The sequence below is a fragment of the Actinoplanes sp. NPDC051470 genome (assembly GCF_040682035.1).
GTDB lineage: Bacteria > Actinomycetota > Actinomycetes > Mycobacteriales > Micromonosporaceae > Actinoplanes.
On the sequence record NZ_JBFBAA010000001.1, the window covers coordinates 64,327 to 85,630 of the forward strand.

Sequence of the window (21,304 nt, forward strand, 5' to 3'; positions counted from 1 at the left end):
GGCGTTGTGTATCGTGGGCGGAGTGCCGAGGCTGTGGAGCACGACGATCGACGAGCACCGCCGTACGGTGCACGCCGCGATCCTCGACGCCGCGGCCGCGCTGGTCACCGAGCAGGGCCTGGCCGCGGTCACGATGTCGCAGATCGCGGCGCACGCCGGGATCGGCCGGGCGACGCTCTACAAGTACTTCCCGGACGTCGAGGCCATCGTCGTGGCCTGGCACGAGCGGCTGGTCGAGCAACATCTGACCCAACTCACCCATGCCGCGGCAATCGATACCGCACCGGCCGAGCGGCTCCGGCTGGTCCTGACCACCCTCGCGGAGCTGTCCGGCGGCCGGCACCAACCCGGCACGGCCGGGCACGGCCCGGACCTCGCCGTCCCGCTGCACCGCGCCGAGCACCTCCGCCAGGCCCGGCACCACCTGCACAAGCTGCTCACTGGCGTCGTGCAGGCCGCCGTCGATGCGGGCACGGTCCGCGGCGACGTTCCCGCCGGTGAACTCGCCGCGTTCTGCCAGCATGCCCTCGGCGCCGCCGCCGCCGGGCCGCTCACCCGCCCCGCCCGCGACCGGCTCGTCGAACTCACCCTCGCTGCACTGCACCCGCCGCGACCGGCGTGACCTGCCCCCGCCTCCCCGCAACGCGTACCTGCCGCGTCAGCTGATCACCGTGGGATCGCTCAGCCGCAGCGGCCGGTAGCCGTCGGTGTGGAGCTGGGCCAGCTCCCCGTCGATGTCGACGGAGTGGGTGCCGTAGAAGTGCACGTTCTCGTCGCTCGAACACGGGAAGGTCCGTCTCGTTGCCCAGCAACCCATCGAGGACGTAGTGCGACTCCGGCGCCGTCGCGACCATGACCTTCGTGTCGAACGTGGAGTGCTGGTCCGAGACGTGGGTGTACGTGGAGACGCCCTGCCCGCGGGCGAAGTACCGCGACAGGTGCCGCGCGGTGATGGACTTGCCCTTGACCGGGAACCGCTGCCCGTCCGACGCCGACAGAGTGCCGGAGCCGAACGCCCTCGTGAGCGGGAGTCGGTGGTGGTAGTTGACCACCGCGGCGTTCGCCGCCTCCCGGGTCTCAGGCGGGAAGTACCACTCCGCGGTCCAAGCCAGCACGTCGTACGGCACACCGCGCCCGCGGCAGCATCCCGGCCAGCTCAGCACGCAACGCATCGGCCTCCGCGGGCACCCGCCGGGACCTTGCGGGTGCCGGTCGCGTACAGCCCGGTCAGCATGCTCACCGCCTGCAGCAACTGCTCGGTACTCGGCCCGCCAGCGAACTGGACCGCCGCGAGCACCGCCGGGGCGAACTGCCGCAGGTACGACATCGACGCGTCCAGCATGCTCAACTGGCCGTGATCACGCGGCAGCCGCTCACGGCGTTCCGCCCACGCCGCGCGCATCCGGTCCATGCCAATGCCGGTACGCAACACGGCACCGATCTGCTCGTCACCGATCCCGGTGTCGAGCACGATGGTCAGGATCTCGTCCAGCAACGCCTGCCGGTTCTCCCACCCTTGGCCCGCTCGGCCAAAGCCTCGGCGACCTTCTGCTTCGCCGCCGCTCCCCGGCCGCTGATCGTCTGGTCGAACAGCTCACCCATCGCAATCCCGAGCCGTTGCGACAACCGGCCCACCACGGCGTCCGGCGCCGTTGCCACCTCATCGGGTACGAACCCGAGCCACATCAGTGTGCACAGCTGGACCGCCACGCCCAGCACGTTGCGACGAGTACGGAATGACGCACGAACGCCTCGTCCGCCCCGGTCAACGTGAAGTACCGGATCAACTCCGCCCGGTTGATCTCCGGGAAACCCCGAGCCGCGCGAGTTCATCGGCCGAGAACAAATCCTGAGTCGCCACGAACCCATCACCTGAGCATCGACCGTCACCAAACGGACGGCGCGCTAAGGGCCAGGACAGAGCTTGATCAACCCTCAGTTCTTACCGTTGTTTTTTGGTCTGAAAACTACGGACTGGCCTGGTAGGCCGGGACGGTGTCGGGGTGCGGGAAAGCGCGGCGCTGGGAATGGTTGTGACCCGCCGCCGGCGCCCCGGGCGCGCCCCCAGCTCGCCCGTGCCCCCACAGGCATTGGGACGCCCGGCGGCGGATCTCTGCCCCGACAGCGAATCGGGGTGACTTACTGAACCGCGTAAGTAGGAGTGACCGTATGGGGCGACCCGGCGAGTGTCAATAGTGGAGGCGTGTCACGATTAAGCCAGGATCGCCTCGGTGCGAGTTAGGGTGTCGGCGGTTGCTTAACCGGTCAAGTGATCACTGGCTGTCGGGTAACTTGTGCAGCCGGGTAGCGTGAGTGCGTCGGGGAGGGTGAGTGAAGCGGCCGACTATTGCGGACATCGCTGAGCGCGCGGGCGTGTCCAAGGGCGCGGTGTCTTATGCGCTCAACGGTCAGCCTGGGGTCTCCGCGGCGACCCGGGAGCGGATCATCGCGATCGCCCGGGAGATCGGCTTCAATCCGAACAGCGCGGCTCGGGCCCTGTCGGGGGCGCGGGCGGCCGCGGTCGGGCTGACGCTCAGCCGGCCCGCCCGGATTCTCAGTGTCGAGCCGTTCTTCATGGGGCTGATCAGCGGGTTCGAGGCCGAGCTGGCGTCCCGGTCGTACGCGTTGACGCTCCAGCTGGTCGATTCCCCGGAGCAAGAGGTCGAGGTCTACCGCCGCTGGTGGGGCGAGCGGCGGGTCGACGGGGTCTTCGTCAGCGACCTGCGCGACGACGATCCGCGGATCCCCGTACTCCAGGAATTGCAGTTGCCCGCGGTGGTGATCGGCGGGCCGGGCGACACCGGGTCGATCAGCCAGGTGTGGTCGGACGACGCGGGGGCGGTGGCCGAGGCGGTGCGCTATCTGGCGGCGCTCGGACATCGGCGGATCGCCCGGGTCAGCGGCATGCCGGAACTGATGCACACGCGGGCGCGGGGCCGGGCGTTCGACGACATCTGCCGGTCGCTGGGCTTCGAGTCGGCGGTGACGGTGCCGGCCGACTACACCGGTGAGGAGGGCGGGCGGGCCACCCGCTCGCTGCTGATGGAGCCCGAGCGGCCGACCGCGGTGATCTACGACAACGACGTGATGGCGGTGGCGGGCCTGGCCGTGGCCCAGGAGATGGGCCTGCGCGTGCCGGCCGACCTGTCGATCGTGGCCTGGGACGACTCGCCGCTGTGCCGCCTGGTGCATCCGGCGCTGACCGCGCTGAGCCGGGACATCGCCACCTATGGCGCCCGGGCCGCCCGGCAGCTCCTCGACGCCATCTCCGGCCAGGAGGTGCACCACGTCGAAGCGGCCCAGGCGCGACTGACCCCACGCGGCAGCACCGCGCCCCCAGCCGGATAGACAAGACTCAGGGCTGAGCGGCCCGGTGCGTGTCGAGGTACGCCTCGATGCGCTCGGCCGGCGCGGGACGGGCCAGCGCGAACCCCTGGCCGTAGAGGCAGCCGGCCTCGCGGGCCCGGGTGATCTCGTCGTCGGTCTCCAGCCCCTTGGCGACGATCTCCAGCCCGAGGCGCTTGCCCAGGCTGACCACGACGCCCAGGACGGCCGCGCTGTTCGCCTCGGTCGGCGTGTTGACCAGGACCCGGTCGAGTTTCAGCACGTCGACCGGGAGGCGCCGGAGGTGGGACAGGGAGGCCTGGCCGGCGCCGAAGTCGTCCAGCGCCGCGCGTACGCCAAGCCGGCGAAGCCCGGCCAGAGCCGCCACGATCGCCGGCACGTCCTCGGCGATCCACGTCTCGGCCACCTCGACCACCAGCCTCTCCGGCGGCAGCTGATGGCGGAGGAGGATCTTCTCGACCCGCGAGGTGAAGCCGGTCAGCAGCTCCTTGGGCGAGACGTTGACCGACAGCCAGAAGTCGCTGTCCCCGCCGGCCCAGTTGACGAGCTGGTGGCAGGCGGTGTCGAGGACCCATTCGTCGAGGTCGGCGGCGATGCCCACGGCGCGGGCGATCGGCAGCAGCTCGGCCGGCATGATCGTGCCCAGCTTGGGGTGCCGCCAGCGCAGCAGCGCCTCGACGCCGACCGGCTGCCGGTCCTTCAGGCTCACCACGGGCTGGTAGACGAGGTCGAGCTCGCCGTTGTCGGCCGCGTCGAGCAGTTGCTGTTCCAGATCCATCCGCCGGTGCAGCTGGATCTCGACGTCGGTGTCGTACCACTCGACCCGGTCGCGGCCGAGCTGGCGGGCACGGCTGCGGGCCAGGTCGGCGTGGCGCATCACCTCGTCGGAGTCCTTGCCGCCGGCCAGCTCGGCCAGGCCGACGCTGGTGTGCAGCTCGACGATCACGCCGGGCAGCTGGTAGGGCTCCATCAGCAGGGTCACGATGCGGGTGGCCAGGGCGTACGCGAGCACCGCGCCGTCCGCGGTCAGCACCGCGAACTCGTCGCCGCCGAGCCGCGCGGCCATGTCCTCGTCGCCGAGCAGGCCGCGGATCCGGCGGCCGACCTCGATCAGCACCGCGTCGCCGGTCGCCCGGCCCTTGGAGTCGTTGATCTCGGCCAGCCCGTGCAGGTCGATCACCAGCAGCGTGCCCTGTTGTCCCGGGCGGCGGCGGTATTCCAGCAGGTCACGCATCAGCGCGCGGCGGTTGGCCAGGCCGGTGAGCTGGTCGGTGTACGACATCCGGTGCAGCTTGCGTTCCAGCCGGCGTCGCTCGCCGACGTCTCGCACGTGCACGACCAGCGCCGCGACCTCGGGCACCGACCGCTGGTCGGACACGGTGGACTCGGTGTCCCGCCAGACCTGCTGGCCGTCCTTGAGGCGCGCGGTGATCAGGGCGGGCGGGCCGTCCTCGTGTTCGCCCTCGAGCACCGAGCTGATCACCTGGTGGGCCTCGGCCACGTCGTCGGGGTGGATGAGCTGCCGGAAGTTGCGGCCGACGACCTCGTCCTCGGCCAGCCCGAACAGCCGGGCCGCGGCCGGCGACTGCCAGGTCACCACCAGGTCGGCGTTGAGCACCAGGGTCAGGTCGGTGGCCCCGGCGACCAGCGAGCGGAAGTGCGCTTCCTTGGTCTTGAGCCGGCCCGCGTACCGCCGGATGTCGCGGACCACGAGCAGCTCGCGGAGGCTGAGGATGCCGACCATGGTGAGGCCGAGCCCGATCGCCACCCGGTCGAACTCGCCGACCGTGACCAGGTGGATGACCGCGGCCACGACACCGATCGCGGCGGGCACGGCCAGCAGCGGGTAGCCGGTCAGGTACTGGTCGGGTTCGCGGGACTCGGCGTACTCCAGCGGGGTCAGGCTGCGCCGGGTGCCGCCGTACGCGGTCAGCGCGAGCCCGGCGACGACCGGCAGGGCGAACAGCGGCACCAGCGGCCCGAGGTGTCCGAAGCTGAGCAGGTTGGCGATGACGCACATGCCGATCTGGGCCACGACCGCCCCGCCGCCGCAGATCAGGATCGCCCGGCGGTACGGCTTCGCCCGCACCACCGACACGGCCACGATCGCCACGCCGGCCGCCGAGCACAGGGTCGATCCCAGTTCGGTCGGCGTCGAGTCGTTCATCGGGGTGATCAGCCAGGCCGCGAAGGCGAGGCTGATGCCCAGCCCGACCCCGTCGAACGCCCGCCGCAACCGCACGGCCAGGGAGGCCGACGCCCCGGGCAGCAGCATCGCGCCCAGGATGAAGAACAGCGCGCTCAGGCCCTGACCGATCGTGATGATCAGCGTCTGCCGGCCGCTGACCACCAGCGGCGTGGCCGCGGTGAGCCCGGCGCAGACCGCGCCCAGCGCGACGAACCCGGCGCCCCGGCATTCGGCGAACACGCCGCCGGAGGCGCGGTGGATGACGAAGGCCGACCAGCCCAGCACGCCGAACGCCCACAGTGCGGGGACGCCGACGCCGACGGCCAGCGCGGGCAGCGGCGGCACCAGTCCAGCGACGCCCGCCAGCAGCACGAGCGCGGCGGCGCCCGGCACGGCGTAGAAGCGGGTCGATGGCACGTCGGTGGTTCTCCACACGGTCGAAGGGGCCCGCATCGGCTAACGCGGATCCCCCGATCAGGTTACGGGTCGGTCATCACCCCTGGCATGAACGGATCGTCGGGTATGGACGGGCGACGGTCAAACGTGAGACGTCGGTCTTACCCCGTCGGGGGCAAATCCTGACCGAAACGGCCAGGTGCGAGGATGACGTCCGTGAGCAGCAAGCCTGTGGTGCGCGTCCGGAAGTCCGGCGCCCTGCTGGTCGCCGCCGTGGTCGCGCTGGTCGGCACGCTGCCGATCGCGGGCGCGCGGTGGGCCCTGGCTCCGGTCATCCTGATCCCGCTGGCCGTGCTGGTGTGGGCGCTGCGGGCGGGCACCGACGTCTGGCCCGACCGGGTCCGGGTGCGCGCGCTGCTCGGCTCGACCACGGTGAGCTGGGACGAGGTGGACGAGCTGGTCCCGGACGGGCGCGGCCGGGTGTCCGCCGTGCTGATCCACGGTTCGGTGTTGCCGTTGACCGGCGTGACGACGGCCAACCTGCCCGCGATCCTCAAGGCGGCCGGCCAGGAAGTCAGTAACCCCCAGTCACCTGATTGATCAGCTCCTGGCCCGCCAGGTGACGCCGCAACTGATCGCCGGCCAGGGCGTACCCCCGGGGCAGCATGCCGCGCACCGAGCCGCCGACATGCGGCGTGATGAACACGTTCGGTAGCCGCCACAGCGGATGGCCGGGCGGCAGCGGTTCGGGGTCGGTCACGTCCAGGGCGGCCGAGATGCGGCCGGAGGCCACCTCGGTGAGCAGCGCGGCGGTGTCCACCACCGGCCCGCGGGCGCCGTTGACCAGCAGCGCGCCGTCCGGCATGGCGGCCAGGAAGGCGGCGTCGACCAGGCCGCGGGTCTGCTCGGTGAGCGGCACGATCAGCACCACCACGTCGGCGTCCGGCAGCAGCCGGGGAAGTTCTTCGACGCCGTGCACGTCCTGTTCCGGCCGGGCCGTGCGGGCCACCCGGGTGACCGTCACGTCGAACGGGGCCAGGTGCCGTTCGATCTCGGCGCCGATCGAGCCCGCGCCGACGATCAGCACCCGGGCCCCGGTCAGCTCCCGGGTCGGCGCATGGGCGGCGTACGCCCATTCACCACGCTCCTGCGCACGGGCGAACGAGGGGAACTCACGCATCATCCCGACCGCCGCGCCCACCACCCACTCGGCCATCGGCCGGTCGTGCACGCCACGCCCGTCGCACAGGGTCACCCCGGGCGGGGTCCGGCCGATCCACACGTCGGCGCCGGCCGACAGCAGCTGGATCACCCGCAGCCCGCCGAGCTTGGCCAGCAGCGCGGCCACGTCGGCCCCGGCCAGGAACGGCGGCACCCAGAACTCGACGTCGGCCGGGTCGGACGGCAGCGACCGGGCGTCCGCGCACACCTCGACGACCACGCCGGGTGGCACGTCGCCGAGCAGGCCGCGCCCCTTCTCATGTGCGATCCACACCTTCACGGGCCCAACCCTACGGGTCACCGGCGGTGACCGCTCCGGCGCGCGGTTACGCTGGACCCCATGTCGCCCCGCGTCCGCAGCGTCTCCGTCGTGCTCGCCGCCACCATGGCCGTCACGTCGGCGTGCGCGTTCGGGCCGCCCGATCCCGATGTCGGGGGCGCACCGCCCAACCTGCCCACGCCGTCCGCACCGGCCGGTTCGGCCGCGCCCGGCGGCGACGACGAGCAAGAGGTGGCGATCACCGAGCTGGCCAAGGGCCTGGACGTGCCCTGGGGCATGGCGTTCCTGCCGGACGGCGGCGCCCTCGCCACCGAGCGTGATACCCACCGCATCCTCCAGGTCGGCCCGCAGTCGGACGCCGACGGGCTCAAGGTGACCGAGCTGCAGCGGCTGACCGAGCCGGTCAGCGCCGGCGACGGCGGCCTGCTCGGCGTCGCCGTCTCCCCGAAGTACGCCCAGGACAAGACGGTGTACGTCTACTACACGACCGCCACCGACAACCGGGTCGCCAAGCTCAAGATCGGCGGCCGGCCCGCCCCGGTGCTCACCGGCCTGCCCCGCTCCGACACCGACAACGGCGGCCAGATCGCCTTCGGCCCCGACGGCTACCTCTACGTCGGCACGGCCGACGCCACCGAGGCCGGCACGCTGGCGCAGAACCCGAAGAGCACCGGCGGCAAGATCCTCCGGATGACCACGGCGGGCAAGCCGGCGCCCGGCAACCCGGTGAAGACCTCGCTGGTCTGGTCATCCGGCCACCGCAACGTGCTCGGCCTGGCCTGGGACAGCAGCAAGCGGATGTACGCGACGGACGCCGGCCAGGCCACCACCGGTGAGCTCAACCTGATCACCAAGGGCAAGAACTACGGCTGGCCCGCGGCCGACGGCGACTCGCCCGACGCCACGTTCACCAACCCGCTGGCCAGTTGGCCGGTCAAGGACTCGTCCTGCGCCGGCGTGGCCGTGCTGGAGCGCACGATCGCCACCGCCTGCCTGCTCGGCCGGCGGATGTGGCTGGTCAGCACCACCGGCAACGGCACCCTGATCGGGCAGCCGCGGGAACTGCTCAAGGGCGAGTACGGCCGGCTCCGCGGGCTGGCCGCCGGCCCCGACGGCTCGCTCTGGGTCGCCACCTCCAACCAGGAGCCCGGCGGTGAACCCAAGGCCGGCGACGACCGCATCCTGCGGCTCGTCTTCTCCGACGGCGGCGCCGGCCGGAGCTAGGCCGGCCTCGATCTGACGATGATGCGCTCCTTCCTGACGAGATACGTGCGGCCCGCGCTGACCGGCCGCTGGGCCGGACGACTCCGCCTCGGTGCCACGATCGCCCTGGTCAGCGTGGCCGGCACGGTCGTCGGCACGCTCCTGCTGGCCCATTCCGAGGTGGCCGTCGGCCCGTTCCGCGCCGAGATGTCGGTCAGCCCGTCGTTCTCCGGCGGCACCGAGGTCGACATCCCGCCGCTCGGGTCGCTCCACCTGGACAGCCACTCCGGGCCGATCCATCTGAAGGTCAACCTGGGCTCGCTCGACCAGGAGCGCACCGCGGCGCTGATCGACGACCCGACGGCGATCAGCGCGGCCGGCCAGAGCGCGGTCGACGACGTCACCCAGGGCGTCGTCAAGCTCGCGCTGCGGGCACTCGGCGCGTCGGTGGTCACCTCGCTGCTGCTGGCGGCGCTGGTGTTCCGCAGCTCCCGCCGGATGGCCTGGTCCGGGACGCTGGCACTGGCGATCACCGCGGGCAGCATGGGCCTGGCCGCGGGCACCCTGCGGCCCGACTCGATCAGCGAGCCGCGCTACGAGGGCCTGCTGGTCAACGCGCCGGCGGTGGTCGGTGACGCGCGCCGGATCGCCGACAACTACGGCCGGTACGCCGACCAGCTCTCCCAGCTGGTCAGCAACGTGAGCCGGATCTACGCGACGGTGTCCAGCCTGCCGGTGTACGAGCCGGCCGCGAACTCCACCCGCATCCTGCACGTCTCCGACCTGCATCTGAACCCGGCCTCGTGGGACATCATCCGCACCGTGGTGAAGCAGTTCGACATCGACGCGGTGGTCGACACCGGGGACATCGTCGACTGGGGATCGAGCACCGAGGAGACCTACGTCTCGGAGATCGGCACCATCGGCGCGCCGTACATCTACGTGCGCGGCAACCACGACTCGATCGCCATCGAGGGCGCGGTCCGCCGCCAGCCGAACGCCCGCGTCCTCGACAACACGACGACCACGATCGAGGGCCTGACCGTCGCCGGCATCGGCGACCCCGAGTTCACCCCCGACAAGGGCAACCAGCCCGAGCCGGTGGTGGGCAACGCCGACGGCCCGTCCTCGTCACCGCTGGTCCGGGCGGGCGAGCAACTGGCCGGCACGATCGAGTCGCAGCCCGGCGGCGTCGACCTGGCCCTGGTCCACGACCCGGCGATGGCGCCGCCGCTGTCCGGCACGGTGCCGCTGGTGCTCTCCGGTCACCTGCACCAGCGCCGGGTGAGCATCCTGCCCAAGCCTCCCGTCCTGCCGCTGACCTCGGCCTCCGCCCCGGTTCCGCAGTCGGCTCCGCAGGAGATCATGGAGACCCGCCTGATGGTCGAGGGTTCCACGGGCGGGGCCGGACTGCGCGGTCTGGAGAAGGAGGAGCCGACCCCGATCCAGATGTCCGTCCTCTATTTCGACGAGCAGCACCAGCTCAAGGCCTACGACGACATCCAGCTCGGCGGCACCGGCAAGTCCGAGGTCACCCTGGAGCGCAAGGTCATCGGCCAGGAGCCCGAGCCCACCACCAACCCGAGCGTCAGCAGCGGCGTCACCCCCATAACCCCCCGATCAGGCCCCTAGATCAAGAACATTCGAAGGTACGCACAACGAAGAGCCGACGTGGCCCACCCGCGGGCTGAGCGGTGGGTCACCCCCGCTGCCCCACCGCCGGGTTGTCCCGGGTGGTCACCGCCCCGCTGACTCGCCTCGCCGCGCCGGAGCGGCGACGTCGGTCGCGGCGGGCAGAATGGCGGCGTGGTGGTCTACGTGCGGCACTGGCAGCGGCATCAGCTCGGTGGACTGTTTCCGTTCCATCCGGTGCGGCGCGACGATGACGGGGTGCTGCTCTGGTCGCCCGCGGGGACCGTGGGCTGGCTGTTCAACATGCCCGACGGGCGGGGGCTGGCGCAGACGCCGTTGCCGGAGTGGTCGTCGGCGCGGCGGGTGCCGGTTCCGATCACCTCGCGGCGCGGGACGCTGACGTGGCACCCGGCCGGGCGCGACTATTCGGTCCGCTGGCTGTTCGAGCCGGACGGTTCGTTCATCGCCTGGTACGGCAACATCGAGGCGCCCGCGGCGGTGAACGGTGACGTCCTCGACACCGCCGACTGGGACCTCGATGTGGTGATCGGGCCCGACCGCGCCTGGCGCTGGAAGGACGAGGAGGTCTTCACCGCCCGCCTCGCCGAGCCCGACGCCTACTGGGTTCCGGACGAGCGTCGGGTCCGCGCGGCCGGCCACGAGATCATCGCGCTGGCCGAGGCGGGCGAGTTCCCTTTCGACGGCACATGGTGCGACTTCCGCCCCGATCCATCGTGGCCGCCGCTGCCGTCGGAGCTGCCGGGCGAGCTGTAGTCACCGGACGGGCCGTCCTCGGCGTAGAAGCCCGCGATGCTCAATGCGGCCAGGGCGGCGAGCAGCAGCGCCAGGAACGCGACGAGGTGACGATGCGCACCGGGAATGTCGGGCGGCTACGCCACGAAGATGCAGAACGGGTGGCCGGCCGGGTCGGCGAAGACGTACAGCGGCTCGTCCTGGTTGTCGGTGCGGTCGAGCAGGATCGTGGCGCCCAGCGACTCGGCCCGGGCCCGCTGGCGTTGCAGCTCCTCGAAGCTCGGCACGGTGAAGTCGACGTGCAGCTGCATCGGCACGTCGGGGCGCGGCCAGGTTGTCGGCGTCAGCTCGTCGACCCGCTGGAAGGCCAGCTTGCGGACGCCGGCGTCGTCGACCAGCACCAGCCAGTCGGGGTCGTCCTCGGCGCCGGCCGGCTCATCGCCGGGGCGGTACTTGAGGTTGAGCAGGTGGCGATAGAAATCGGCCAGCTCGCGCGCGTTCAGGGTGTCGAGGACGGTGTGCAGCATCTGCGGGTAGTCGACCACGGCCCACCATTTTCCCCATCGGGAGCGGACCGGAAACCCCGCGGGACAACCCGGCGGTGGGGCACCGGCGGTGACCCATCGCGGAGCCGGCGTGTGGGCCACGCCGGCTCTCCGTGGGCGTACCCCCAGATTCTACTGCCCGAGCCGCGCCAAGATCAGCTCGCGAACGGTCTTGGCGTCGGCCTGGCCCCGCGTGGTCTTCATGACCGCGCCGACCAGCGCACCGGCCGCGGCGATCTTGCCGTCACGAACCTTGGCGGCGACGTCGGGGTTGGCCGCGATGGCCTCGTCGACCGCGGCCTGGAGCGCGCCGGTGTCGGACACCACCCCGAGCCCCCGCGCGGCCATCACCGCGGCCGGGTCGCCCTCGCCGGCCACGACGCCCTCGAGCACCGCCCGCGCCAGCTTGTCGTTGAGCTTGCCCTCGTCGACCAGGGCCTGGAGCTGGGCGACCTGGGCCGGCGTCACGCCGAGCGCGGCCAGCTCGAGGCCGGTCTCGTTGGCCCGGCGGGCCAGCTCACCCATCCACCACTTGCGCGCGCCGGCGGGCGACGAGCCGGCCGCGATCGTCTCTTCGATCAGCTCGACCGCGCCGGCGTTGGCCACCGACTGCATGTCGACCTCGCTGATGCCCCACACCTCGCGCAGCCGGGCCCGCTTCGAGCTGGGCCGTTCCGGCAGGGCCGCCTTGAGCTCCGCGACCCAGGCCGGGTCGGGCGCGATCGGCACCAGGTCGGGCTCGGGGAAGTAGCGGTAGTCGGTCGCCTCCTCCTTGGAACGACCGGTTCGCGTGTCGCCGGTGTCCTCCTGAAAGTGGCGCGTCTCCTGGATGATCCGGCCGCCGGCGTCGAGCAGGCCGGCCTGGCGGATGATCTCGGAGCGGACCGCGCGCTCGACCGACCGCAGCGAGTTCACGTTCTTGGTCTCGGTGCGGGTGCCCCACTCGGCGCCCGGCCGGTTGAGCGAGGTGTTCACGTCGCAGCGGAGCGAACCCTGCTCCATGCGGACGTCGGAGACGCCGAGCGAGCGGATGATGTCGCGCAGCTCGGTGACGTAGGCCCGGGCCACCTCGGGCGCCCGCGCGCCGATGCCCGGCACCGGCTTGGTGACGATCTCGACCAGCGGGATGCCGGCGCGGTTGTAGTCGACCAGCGACTCGGTGGCGCCGTGAATGCGGCCGGTGGCCCCGCCGACGTGCAGCGTCTTGCCGGTGTCTTCCTCGAGGTGGACCCGCTCGATGCCGATCCGCACGGTTTCGCCGTCGATCTCGACGTCCACGTAGCCGTCGGTGCACAGCGGCTCGTCGTACTGCGAGATCTGGAAGTTCTTGGGCATGTCCGGGTAGAAGTAGTTCTTCCGGGCCATGCGGCACCAGGCGGCGATGTCACAGTTGAGCGCCAGGCCGATGCGGATGGTCGCCTCGATGCCGGCCCGGTTGGCCACCGGCAGCGACCCCGGCAGGGCCAGGCAGACCGGGCACACCTGGGTGTTCGGCTCGGCGCCGAACTCGGTCGGGCAGCCGCAGAACATCTTCGTCCTGGTCCCGAGCTCGACATGCGTCTCGAGGCCGATCACGGGCTCGTATCGGCTGATCGCATCGTCGTAGGACGGCAGGGTCGTGACGGTCATGGGACAAGCGTAGTAGGCGCTTTGTTCGGCCTGCCCCCATGGGTCAAGATCATTTGGGTACGGTCTCCGCCATGCGCCGCGCCCTCCTCGTCCTCGCCGTCCCGCTTCTCGTCGCGGGCTGCACCTCCGCACCGGCGGCCCCCGCCCCACCCGCGCCCGTGGCCTCGGCGTCCGCGGCGCCGGCGGTCGACTACGCCGCCTGGGCCGGTGGGAAGTCGGCGCCGGTGGCCGACAAGCTCTACCCGCGGCGGGGCAACCCCGGCCTGGACGTGCTGCACTACGACCTGAAGCTCGACTGGGCCCCGGCGTCGAAGACGCTGACCGGCACGGCGACCCTGCGCATCCGCCCCACCAAGGACGCGGCCGGCCTGTCGCTCGACTTCACCGCCCTGACCGTCGACAAGGTGACCGTCGACGGCGTCCCGGCGACCGGCGCCGTGGCCAAGGAGAAGCTGACCGTCCCGGTGGCGGTGACCGCCGACCGGCCGGTCACGCTCGTCGTCGACTACCACGGGACGCCGAAGACCGTGCCGATGCCGTCCCGCCGCGGCGACGCCGACGAGGGCTTGGGCCTGCACGTCACCAAGGACGGCTCGCTGTGGGCCATGCAGGAGCCGTGGGGCGCCCTCACCTGGTACCCGGCCAACGAGCACCCGTCCGACGAGGCGCTCTACGACATCGCGGTGACCGTGCCGAAGGGCTGGTCCGCGGTGGCGAGCGGCACGCCGGCGGCCGGCTTCCGTTACTCGAGCAAGGATCCGGTCGCGACCTACCTGGTGACATTGGCCGTGGGCAAGTTCAAGAAGACCACCGCCACCGGCCCGCACGGTCTGCCGCTCACCTACTGGACCCGGCCCAAAGTCGACGACAACCTGCTCACCGTGCTCAAGAAGTCCCCGGCCGCGATCACCTGGCTGGAGAAGAAGTTCGGCCCCTACCCGTTCCCGACCGCCGGCGTGGTGACCGTCGACTCGATCTCCGGCATGGAGACCCAGCAGATGATCACGCTGGGCGGCAAGGTCACCGGCAAGTGGAACAAGGAGCAGGCCGGAAACTACGAGAGCGTGCTGGTCCACGAGTACGCGCACCACTGGTTCGGCGACTCGGTCACCACCCGGACGTGGACCGACCTGTGGCTCAACGAGGGCTGGACGACGTACGTGGAATATCTCTGGCAGCAGGAACGCGACGGCTTCAGCGACGCCGACCTGGAACGCTACCTCCGCCAGAACGACGCCAAGCTGCGCAAGAAGGCCGGCCCGCCCGGCAAGCCGAACCCGGCGTACTTCGCCGAGAGCAACGTCTACCTCTGCCCCGCCGCCATGCTCAAGGAACTGCACGACAAGCTGGGCGACAAGGCGTTCTTCGCCCTGGCCCGCGACTGGGTCCAGACCCAGCGGAACACCCACCAGGACCGCGCGTCGTTCATCGCCTTCGTGAACAAGAAAACCGGCAAGGAGTATGGGCCGCTCATCAACAAGTGGCTCGACTCGAAGACCACGCCGGCCTGAAGTCGGAAGATCAAAGGCTTGAGGTCGTAGCCGGGTGGGTGGTGCAGACCGTCGCTCCCGCCGAGGGTCGCTCCGCTCCACGTGCGTGCTGGGTCACCCTCCAAAACCCACGATCAGGGCCACCACGACGGTGGCGCCGGCGGCGATCAGAAGGCCGTCGTGGGAACCGCCGCGGTCGATGGCCCAGCCGGCGGCGGAGACGGCCGCCGCCGACCCGGTCGCGGCGGCTGTGTTGAGCCACGTGTAGGCCTGGGTCAGCGCCGCCCGGTCGACGATCCGGACGACGAGCACGTTGCCGAGCACGAGGATCACCGGGATCACCGCACCGGTCAGCACCAGCCCGGCCGCCAGCAGCAGCGGGCCGCCGGCCAGGACCAGCGGGACAGATCCGGCACACAGGGCAACGGCCGCCGTCGTGAGGCGGCCGCGCGGCCATCGTCCGTACAGCCACCCACCCAGCAGGCCGGCGCCGCTGGACACGGCGAACAGCGCAGCTGCCGCGTATTCGATGTGCCGCTCGGCGGTGAACGCGGTGACCGCCACCGGAACCGCCCCGAAGAACACCCCGAGGGCCGCGTTGACTCCGGCCATCGCCAGGAAAGCCCGGCTCAGCAACGCCGAGCGTCCCGGCCCGCCGCGCATCCCCGCCGGCGCTGTCTTCCGCTGGGCGGCCAGCCACAGTCCCCCGGCCACGATCAGCCCGCCGGCCAGCACCGGGCACAGAACGGGCCGCCCGGCCGCCGCGACGGCGCTGACCATCACCGGCCCGACCAGAAACGCCACCGCGTTGGCCTGTGACTCCAGGGCGAACGCCACCGCCCGGTCCGGCGGTTCGAGCAATGCCACCCACCGCGCGCCCGACAGCGCCCCCAGCTGCGGAACCGTGGCGCCGAGCAGCAACCCGGCCATCCATCGTGGACCTCCGGGCGCCACCAGAAACGCCACCGCGGTCGCATGCGCCAGCAACAGGGCCGGAAGCACCCGCGTCTGTCCGTGCCGATCGATCAGCCGCGCCGTCTGTGGCCCGGCCACCGCTTCGGCCGCCGCGAAGCAGCCGGCCACCACCCCCGCCGTCGCATAGGAGCCGGTGCCGTACCGCACCGCCAGCACGACCGCGAGACCACTCGATGCGATGCCCACCCGGCCGATGCTCGCCGCCGCAAAGAACGCCGCCGCCCCCGGAAGACGCAACAACTCGACATAACGCATGGCGTGTCCCCTCCACCGACCGGAGGGGCGGATCACCGGGTCGTTCAACCGACCCGTGACCTCGCCGGGGACCTGCTCATGCCGGGCCTGCGGCGGGACACGCGCCGCAGGCCGGCCCCCATCGCCGGAGACCTACGTGAGCTTCGAGACTAACCGCACCATCCCGGCAACGGGCAGATGCGGTGAGGCGGTGAGGCGGCGACCTCGTCCGAGACAACCACCGAGCCGTCGGTCAGCAGGGCGAGCCGGGCAGATTCGGGTGGGACGCGACCGCCCCACGGACGGCGGCATCATCGTCGGCAGCGCGCACGACTCGGACGGCAGATCCGGGTCGCACGGCGCCAGGCACCGCCTCCGCGGATCGTCGTCGGTCGCGAAGCGTCGTCGGTCGCGAAGCGTCGCAGGAATTCGACCGGGAACGTGTAATCGTCGGCCAGGCGCCACCCGGACCTTCCGATTCGGCCCGAAGGCCCGATCAATGCGTTCCGCCGTGGCCGGGTCCATCCGGTCGCCGAACGTGCGGAACATCGCCGTCCGGACCACATTGCGCTCGTCGTCCAGGAGGCGTCGCTGCACGTCGTGCGGCAAGGTGGTGCTGCGCGCGGCCGAGGCACGGAAGCAGGGGTAGGGAGAGCCGAATCCGCGGTCACCCAGGAAAGATCCAGCGGGCAGATGCCGGATCATCCCGGCGCGCGTCACCGGGTCGGCCACCAGCGCCGGCACCAGATCGGCGGGCGGCACGGGATTCGGCAGCCGCGCGTAGTAGGTGTTACACGCGTACTCGCACGCGATCGACCGGGTCGGTGAGCAGCTTCCGCCTGACCTCGTCGGGGGCTCCCACCCACCACCGCCCGAGCAGGGCGCGCACCTCGGTGTCCGGATCATCGGTCAGGCGGGCGCGCAGATCGGCGGGAATATCGTCGTTCTGGGCGAGCCACTCGCGGGCGTATCGGAACGGGTCCTCGACCAGCGCGGCATACACCTCGCGCGGACGCCCCGAACGCGCCACGAGGGCAGCCCGAACAATCTCGTCGGAAGACATCGACAGCCGCACGGCCACGGATTGCGGCACGCTCGTGTTGAGCGCCAACGTGTGCAGAAACCGATGTTTACCAGCCTCGATGATCGCCGCGATCATGTCCTCGGTCAGGTCGGGTCGCTCCGCCACTTTGGCGGTGGCCCGCGCGGCGATCATCCGCCGGATCAACGCCGGCGGGAGCCCCGGATTCCGCGCCAGACCGTCGATCGCAGCAGCGACACCATCCTCTTGCGCTCAGCCATCTTGCGTTGGGCCGCTCCCGTTCGGCCGCTTCCGTTCGGCCGGCTTCCCCCGGCCCCCTTGCGTTCGGGCCCTCTTGCGCTCGGGCCTCTTGCGCTCGACCATTTTCCGCTCGGCCTCGTCGCTCGGCCCTATCGCTTTGCCCGCTCCCGCTCGGCCCTATCGCTCGGCCCACTCCCGCTAGACCGTCATCGCCCGGCCCACTCCCGCTCGACCGTCATCGCCCGGCCCACTTCCCCTCGACCCTGTTCCCATTGGCCACAGGCCGATGCAGCGACGCGGCGGCCTCGCAGAACAACCATCGTCGGTCAGCAGCAAGACGGCGGGCAAGTAGGGACGGAATGACAGTGCCCGGCGGCGCCATTCTCGCCTTCGCGGCTCGGGCCAAGGCATTGTCGACCCACTCCGCTGTGGCCGAATCCGCTCGGTCGACCATCGAGCGGAAACATCGCCGCACGGCCCCAAGGATCGTCGGCGATCGCTAACCCTCCACAGTAGAGTCTTTGGTAGAGCCGACGCCTGCGCCGCCGACGTTTGGAGGCATTCGCGGGGCGGGTCAACGTGCGGAGGGGAGCCGGCTGGCCGTCAGGGAAGAGTCAGATCACGCAGAGCTCGAGGGCGGTCATGTTCTCGACCCTGCGGAGCAGCGCCGTGCCGCTCGCGCCCGCCAAAGCGACACCGGCGACGCGGCGGCGTAGAGCGATGCACCGCCCACGGTTAAGCGCCGTCTCGACCCCACCCACCGGCACCGCCGCCTCCCCACAACGCACTGCACCGCCACACCGCACCGCCACCCCGCACCGCCGCCACCCCGCACCGCTGTCACGCCCCCACGGCCGCCCGCGCCGCACCGCGCCACCCGCCCTCAACGCACCGCCGCCCCGCACCGCGCACCGCCCCGCACCGCCGCACCGCGCACCGCCGCCCCGCCACCTCCCCCACCCCCGCTGGGTGGGAAGGAATGTAGCTCGCTCGACTGACGAACTTCCGTAGCTGTCCACAGGAGACAGATGCTGTGGATTGCCACCGCCAGTCAGAGCCGAAAATCAACACACGAGGACACCGGGCTGCCGGTGAGACCTGCCGTTCCGGCCGTCAGGCCGCCCACTCCGCAGACCTGCCTCGCGGTCGGGTCAGCACCTTCACCGGAGGGAGGGAGGGAGGGAGGGAGGGAGGGAGGGAGGGAGCCAGGCGGGCGCCCAGGCTTCGACTCCCCGTTGCTCCACGGCGATCGGGAGCGGTTCCGATCAAACCCGGGGCACTGCGACGGCTTCCAATGGTGGGGCGCAGCGCTATTCGCAGTGCCGCTGAGGGCCGGGGCCCGGGGGCAAGCCAATCACCCCCACTGCCCAGCGGCCCGGCCGTCGTCAGTCACCGCCCTCGCGGAGGATGTGCGAGGGCGGCGCTGGGATGGTCGTCGGCCGGGCGACAGAACACCACGGCGTCCGGCACGGGAGTGGAGCAATCAGCGGCAGCCGAAGTTGATGGCGCGGTCGTCGGGCCGTCGACCATGCGGGACAACCCGGCTCGGGGGCAACGGCATTGACCAAGCACGAAGCCGGCGTGTCTGCCACGCCGGCTTCGCTGTGCGCGTACCCCTGAGGGTCTTAAAGAGCCGGCGGCGTCAGTGTGCCGACGGCCGATTCGAGGGCGGCGGCCACGCGGTACATGCGGTCGTCGGCCATGGTCGGCGCCATCACCTGGAAGCCGACCGGCAGGCCTTCGGACAGGCCGCACGGCACGGAGATCGCGGGGCCGCCGTAGAGGTTGGTCGGGATGGTGAAGAGGTCGGCCAGGTACATCTGGTACGGGTCGGACGTGCGCGAGCCGAACGGGAAGGCCACGAAGGGGGTGGTTGGCGAGACCAGGACGTCGACGCGCTCGAAGGCGGACTCGAAGTCGCGGGTGATCAGGGTGCGGACCTTCTGGGCCTGGCCGTAGTAGGCGTCGTAGTAGCCGCTGGACAGGGCGTACGCGCCGAGGATGATGCGCCGCTTGACCTCGGGGCCGAAGCCGGCCTCGCGGGTCAGTGACATGACCTCTTCGAGTGAGCGGTTGCCGTCGTCGCCGACGCGGAGGCCGTAGCGGACGCCGTCGAAGCGGGCCAGGTTGGACGAGCACTCGCTGGGGGCGATCAGGTAGTAGGCCGGCAGCGCGTACTCGAAGTGGGGGCAGGACACCTCGATGACCTCGGCGCCCAGCTTGACCAGGGCGTCGAGAGACTCGCGGAAGGAGGTCAGCACGCCGGGCTCGGCGCCTTCGCCGGCGAACTCCTTGACCACGCCCAGCTTGACGCCGGTCAGGTCACCGTCGGCGCCGCGCCGGGCCGCGCCGATCACGTCGGGGACGGGCTGCGGGATGGAGGTCGAGTCGCGCGGGTCGTGGCCGGCGATCACCGAGTGGAGCAGGGCGGCGTCGGCCACGTTGCGGGCGCAGGGGCCGGGGGTGTCCAGCGAGGACGAGAAGGCGATCAGCCCGTAGCGGGAGGTGCCGCCGTAGGTGGGCTTGGCGCCGACGGTGCCGGTTACCGCGCCGGGCTGGCGGATCGAGCCGCCGGTGTCGGTGCCGATGGCGAGCGGCGCCTCGTACGCGGCCAGCGACGCCGCGCTGCCACCACCCGAGCCGCCGGGGATGCGCCCGAGGTCCCACGGGTTGTTCGTGGCCCCGTACGCGGAGTATTCGGTGGAGGAGCCCATCGCGAACTCGTCCATGTTCGTCTTGCCGAGCATCACCGTGCCGGCCGTGCGCAGCCGCTCGACGATGGTGGCGTCGTAGGGCGGCCGCCACCCCTCCAGGATCTTGGAGGCGGCGGTGGTCGGCACGCCCTTGGTGGCCATCACGTCCTTGACGGCGACCGGCACACCGGCCAGCGGCGCCGACTTGTCGCCGCGGTCGACCTCGGCGGCGGCGGCCAGCGCGCCTTCGCGGTCGACGTGCAGGAACGCGTGCACCTGCGGGTCGACCGCTTCGATCCGGTCGAGGTGGGCGGTCGCCACCTCGACGGCGGAGACGTCCCCGCCCTTGATCAGGCCCGCGAGCTCGGTCGCGGTCATCCGGGTGAGATCACTCACGGCGGTCAGACCTCCTCGTCCAGGATCCGGGGCACCCGGAAGCGGCCCTCGGCCTGATCGGGCGCGCCGGACAGCACCTCGGCCTGGGTGAGGCTGGGCTGCACGACATCGTCGCGGTACACGTTCGTCAGCGGCACGCTGTGTGACGTCGGCGGGATGTCGTCGGCGGCCACCTCACCCACGCGCGCCACCGACTGCAGGATGACGTCGAGCTGACCCGCGAACCGGTCGAGCTCCTCCTCCGTCACCGCAAGCCGCGACAGGCGCGCGAGATGCGCGACCTCATCGCGCGAGATGGCAGCCATGTGAGTCCTCCGTCGCCGTTCGTCCGTCCCGCGAAGTCTATTTCGCGCCGCCGAAGGCTCTCCCTCCGGGGCAGTTCACCATCTTGATGTCGTAGCCGGGTGGGTGGTACAGACCGTTGCTCCCGCCGAGGGTCGCTCCGCTCCACGTGCGTGCTGGGTCACTCTTCTAAAGATCAACCGATCCCAGCAGCTCGAGCAGGACGTCGGTGTTGTCGACGGCGGCCTGGAGGGCGTTGCGGGCCTCCCGCAGCCGGGCGGTCTGCGCCGCCAGCCGCCGCACGTCGCCGCTCTCGACCGCGCCGCGGGTGACCGCCCCGACCCCGAGCAGCGTCTGCAAGCCTTCCGCGGCCTGAGCCGCGGCCAGCGGGATCGGGTCGGCCCGGCTCTCCTGGGCGATGCCCGGCAGCTGAGCACAGGCCCGCCGCACCTGCCACCGGATCAGCTCGTCCCGCCGGGCGCCGTCCCCCGCCCCGGCGGCCTCGAGCTGCCGCTGCCACACCGCGTACCGCGAGTCGCGGCTGAGCGGTAGCCGGTCGGCCACCATGGCCTCGGCCTGAGCCGCCCCGAGCAGGGCGGACGCCAGCCAGGCCCGGTAGGCGTCGGGCCCGCCGAGCTCGTCCACGGCGGCGAGATGGTCGTCCTCGCCGCGAGCGACATCGTCGACACCCAGCGCCGCGAGCGCCTCCGCCAGCCGGAGCACCATTCGCCGTACATCGTCCGCCTCGTCCACGACGGAG

At 71.6% G+C, this 21,304-nt stretch carries 17 protein-coding genes and 1 pseudogene; 7 read left to right on the top strand and 11 right to left on the bottom strand.

The window, feature by feature from the left end; all coding sequences use genetic code 11:
* Nucleotides 1–22: 22 nt before the first annotated feature.
* Nucleotides 23–622, top strand: coding sequence for a TetR/AcrR family transcriptional regulator (locus tag AB0M54_RS00310; protein WP_364315096.1), 600 nt, complete (start codon nt 23–25; stop codon nt 620–622).
* A gap of 154 nt (nt 623–776) precedes the next feature.
* Here the strand turns inward: AB0M54_RS00310 and AB0M54_RS00315 are convergent.
* A pseudogene (locus tag AB0M54_RS00315) lies at nt 777–1,861 on the bottom strand (Tn3 family transposase); the annotation flags it as partial.
* A 470-nt stretch (nt 1,862–2,331) separates the two neighbouring features.
* Here AB0M54_RS00315 and AB0M54_RS00320 point away from each other — a divergent pair.
* The gene (locus tag AB0M54_RS00320; protein WP_364315094.1) at nt 2,332–3,348 is read left to right on the top strand and encodes a LacI family DNA-binding transcriptional regulator; all 1,017 of its coding nucleotides are present in this window, start codon (nt 2,332–2,334) and stop codon (nt 3,346–3,348) included.
* A gap of 7 nt (nt 3,349–3,355) precedes the next feature.
* Here the strand turns inward: AB0M54_RS00320 and AB0M54_RS00325 are convergent, their stop codons facing one another.
* Nucleotides 3,356–5,950, bottom strand: coding sequence for an EAL domain-containing protein (locus tag AB0M54_RS00325; protein WP_364468286.1), 2,595 nt, complete (start codon nt 5,948–5,950; stop codon nt 3,356–3,358).
* A gap of 195 nt (nt 5,951–6,145) precedes the next feature.
* Here AB0M54_RS00325 and AB0M54_RS00330 point away from each other — a divergent pair, with 195 nt between their 5' ends.
* Complete coding sequence (locus tag AB0M54_RS00330) at nt 6,146–6,529, top strand: PH domain-containing protein (RefSeq protein WP_364468288.1); 384 nt, start codon at nt 6,146–6,148, stop codon at nt 6,527–6,529.
* Here AB0M54_RS00330 and AB0M54_RS00335 read toward each other — a convergent pair.
* On the bottom strand, nt 6,504–7,430 hold the full coding sequence (locus AB0M54_RS00335) for a 2-hydroxyacid dehydrogenase (protein ID WP_364315085.1): 927 nt from the start codon (nt 7,428–7,430) through the stop codon (nt 6,504–6,506). The genes AB0M54_RS00330 and AB0M54_RS00335 overlap by 26 nt on opposite strands.
* Before the next feature lie 60 nt (nt 7,431–7,490).
* Here AB0M54_RS00335 and AB0M54_RS00340 point away from each other — a divergent pair, with 60 nt between their 5' ends.
* The 3 genes from AB0M54_RS00340 (at nt 7,491) to AB0M54_RS00350 (ending at nt 11,039) form a co-directional block, all read left to right on the top strand.
* The gene (locus AB0M54_RS00340) at nt 7,491–8,654 is read left to right on the top strand and encodes a PQQ-dependent sugar dehydrogenase (protein ID WP_364468290.1); all 1,164 of its coding nucleotides are present in this window, start codon (nt 7,491–7,493) and stop codon (nt 8,652–8,654) included.
* Between the two features lie 18 nt (nt 8,655–8,672).
* Complete coding sequence (locus tag AB0M54_RS00345; RefSeq protein ID WP_364468292.1) at nt 8,673–10,265, top strand: metallophosphoesterase; 1,593 nt, start codon at nt 8,673–8,675, stop codon at nt 10,263–10,265.
* Nucleotides 10,266–10,439: 174 nt separating this feature from the next.
* Nucleotides 10,440–11,039, top strand: coding sequence for a DUF402 domain-containing protein (locus tag AB0M54_RS00350; protein ID WP_364315077.1), 600 nt, complete (start codon nt 10,440–10,442; stop codon nt 11,037–11,039).
* Between the two features lie 116 nt (nt 11,040–11,155).
* Here the strand turns inward: AB0M54_RS00350 and AB0M54_RS00355 are convergent, their stop codons facing one another.
* Entirely contained in the window at nt 11,156–11,563 is a 408-nt protein-coding gene (locus tag AB0M54_RS00355; protein ID WP_364468294.1) for a VOC family protein, read from the bottom strand.
* A gap of 132 nt (nt 11,564–11,695) precedes the next feature.
* On the bottom strand, nt 11,696–13,192 hold the full coding sequence (gene gatB, locus AB0M54_RS00360) for an Asp-tRNA(Asn)/Glu-tRNA(Gln) amidotransferase subunit GatB (RefSeq protein WP_364468296.1): 1,497 nt from the start codon (nt 13,190–13,192) through the stop codon (nt 11,696–11,698).
* Between the two features lie 71 nt (nt 13,193–13,263).
* Here gatB and AB0M54_RS00365 point away from each other — a divergent pair, with 71 nt between their 5' ends.
* On the top strand, nt 13,264–14,703 hold the full coding sequence (locus AB0M54_RS00365) for a M1 family metallopeptidase (RefSeq protein ID WP_364468298.1): 1,440 nt from the start codon (nt 13,264–13,266) through the stop codon (nt 14,701–14,703).
* Between the two features lie 93 nt (nt 14,704–14,796).
* On the opposite strand, the gene AB0M54_RS00370 is transcribed toward AB0M54_RS00365, so the two are convergent.
* The 6 genes from AB0M54_RS00370 to AB0M54_RS00395 form a co-directional block, all read right to left on the bottom strand.
* Nucleotides 14,797–15,912: an MFS transporter gene (locus tag AB0M54_RS00370; protein ID WP_364468300.1), complete on the bottom strand. Its 1,116-nt coding sequence runs from the start codon at nt 15,910–15,912 to the stop codon at nt 14,797–14,799.
* A gap of 132 nt (nt 15,913–16,044) precedes the next feature.
* Nucleotides 16,045–16,653, bottom strand: a complete 609-nt coding sequence (locus AB0M54_RS00375) for a hypothetical protein (RefSeq protein ID WP_364468302.1) — start codon at nt 16,651–16,653, stop codon at nt 16,045–16,047.
* A 28-nt stretch (nt 16,654–16,681) separates the two neighbouring features.
* Nucleotides 16,682–17,107 (bottom strand): hypothetical protein, encoded by a 426-nt coding sequence (locus tag AB0M54_RS00380; RefSeq protein ID WP_364468304.1) that lies wholly within the window; start codon nt 17,105–17,107, stop codon nt 16,682–16,684.
* 1,691 nt (nt 17,108–18,798) lie between these two features.
* The gene (gatA, locus tag AB0M54_RS00385) at nt 18,799–20,262 is read right to left on the bottom strand and encodes an Asp-tRNA(Asn)/Glu-tRNA(Gln) amidotransferase subunit GatA (RefSeq protein WP_364468306.1); all 1,464 of its coding nucleotides are present in this window, start codon (nt 20,260–20,262) and stop codon (nt 18,799–18,801) included.
* A gap of 5 nt (nt 20,263–20,267) precedes the next feature.
* Nucleotides 20,268–20,567 (bottom strand): Asp-tRNA(Asn)/Glu-tRNA(Gln) amidotransferase subunit GatC, encoded by a 300-nt coding sequence (gene gatC, locus AB0M54_RS00390; protein WP_364315059.1) that lies wholly within the window; start codon nt 20,565–20,567, stop codon nt 20,268–20,270.
* Between the two features lie 166 nt (nt 20,568–20,733).
* Nucleotides 20,734–21,297, bottom strand: a complete 564-nt coding sequence (locus AB0M54_RS00395; protein WP_364315057.1) for a DUF6245 family protein — start codon at nt 21,295–21,297, stop codon at nt 20,734–20,736.
* Nucleotides 21,298–21,304: the final 7 nt, after the last annotated feature.

Bases quoted from the DNA above. Each gene is read 5' to 3' on its own strand.
- AB0M54_RS00365 (WP_364468298.1), top strand. From the start codon at position 13,264: ATGCGCCGCGCCCTCCTCGTCCTCGCCGTCCCGCTTCTCGTCGCGGGC.
- AB0M54_RS00380 (WP_364468304.1), bottom strand. From the start codon at position 17,107: ATGATCGCCGCGCGGGCCACCGCCAAAGTGGCGGAGCGACCCGACCTG.
- AB0M54_RS00340 (WP_364468290.1), top strand. From the start codon at position 7,491: ATGTCGCCCCGCGTCCGCAGCGTCTCCGTCGTGCTCGCCGCCACCATG.
- gatC (WP_364315059.1), bottom strand. From the start codon at position 20,567: ATGGCTGCCATCTCGCGCGATGAGGTCGCGCATCTCGCGCGCCTGTCG.
- AB0M54_RS00345 (WP_364468292.1), top strand. From the start codon at position 8,673: ATGATGCGCTCCTTCCTGACGAGATACGTGCGGCCCGCGCTGACCGGC.
- gatB (WP_364468296.1), bottom strand. From the start codon at position 13,192: ATGACCGTCACGACCCTGCCGTCCTACGACGATGCGATCAGCCGATAC.
- AB0M54_RS00370 (WP_364468300.1), bottom strand. From the start codon at position 15,912: ATGCGTTATGTCGAGTTGTTGCGTCTTCCGGGGGCGGCGGCGTTCTTT.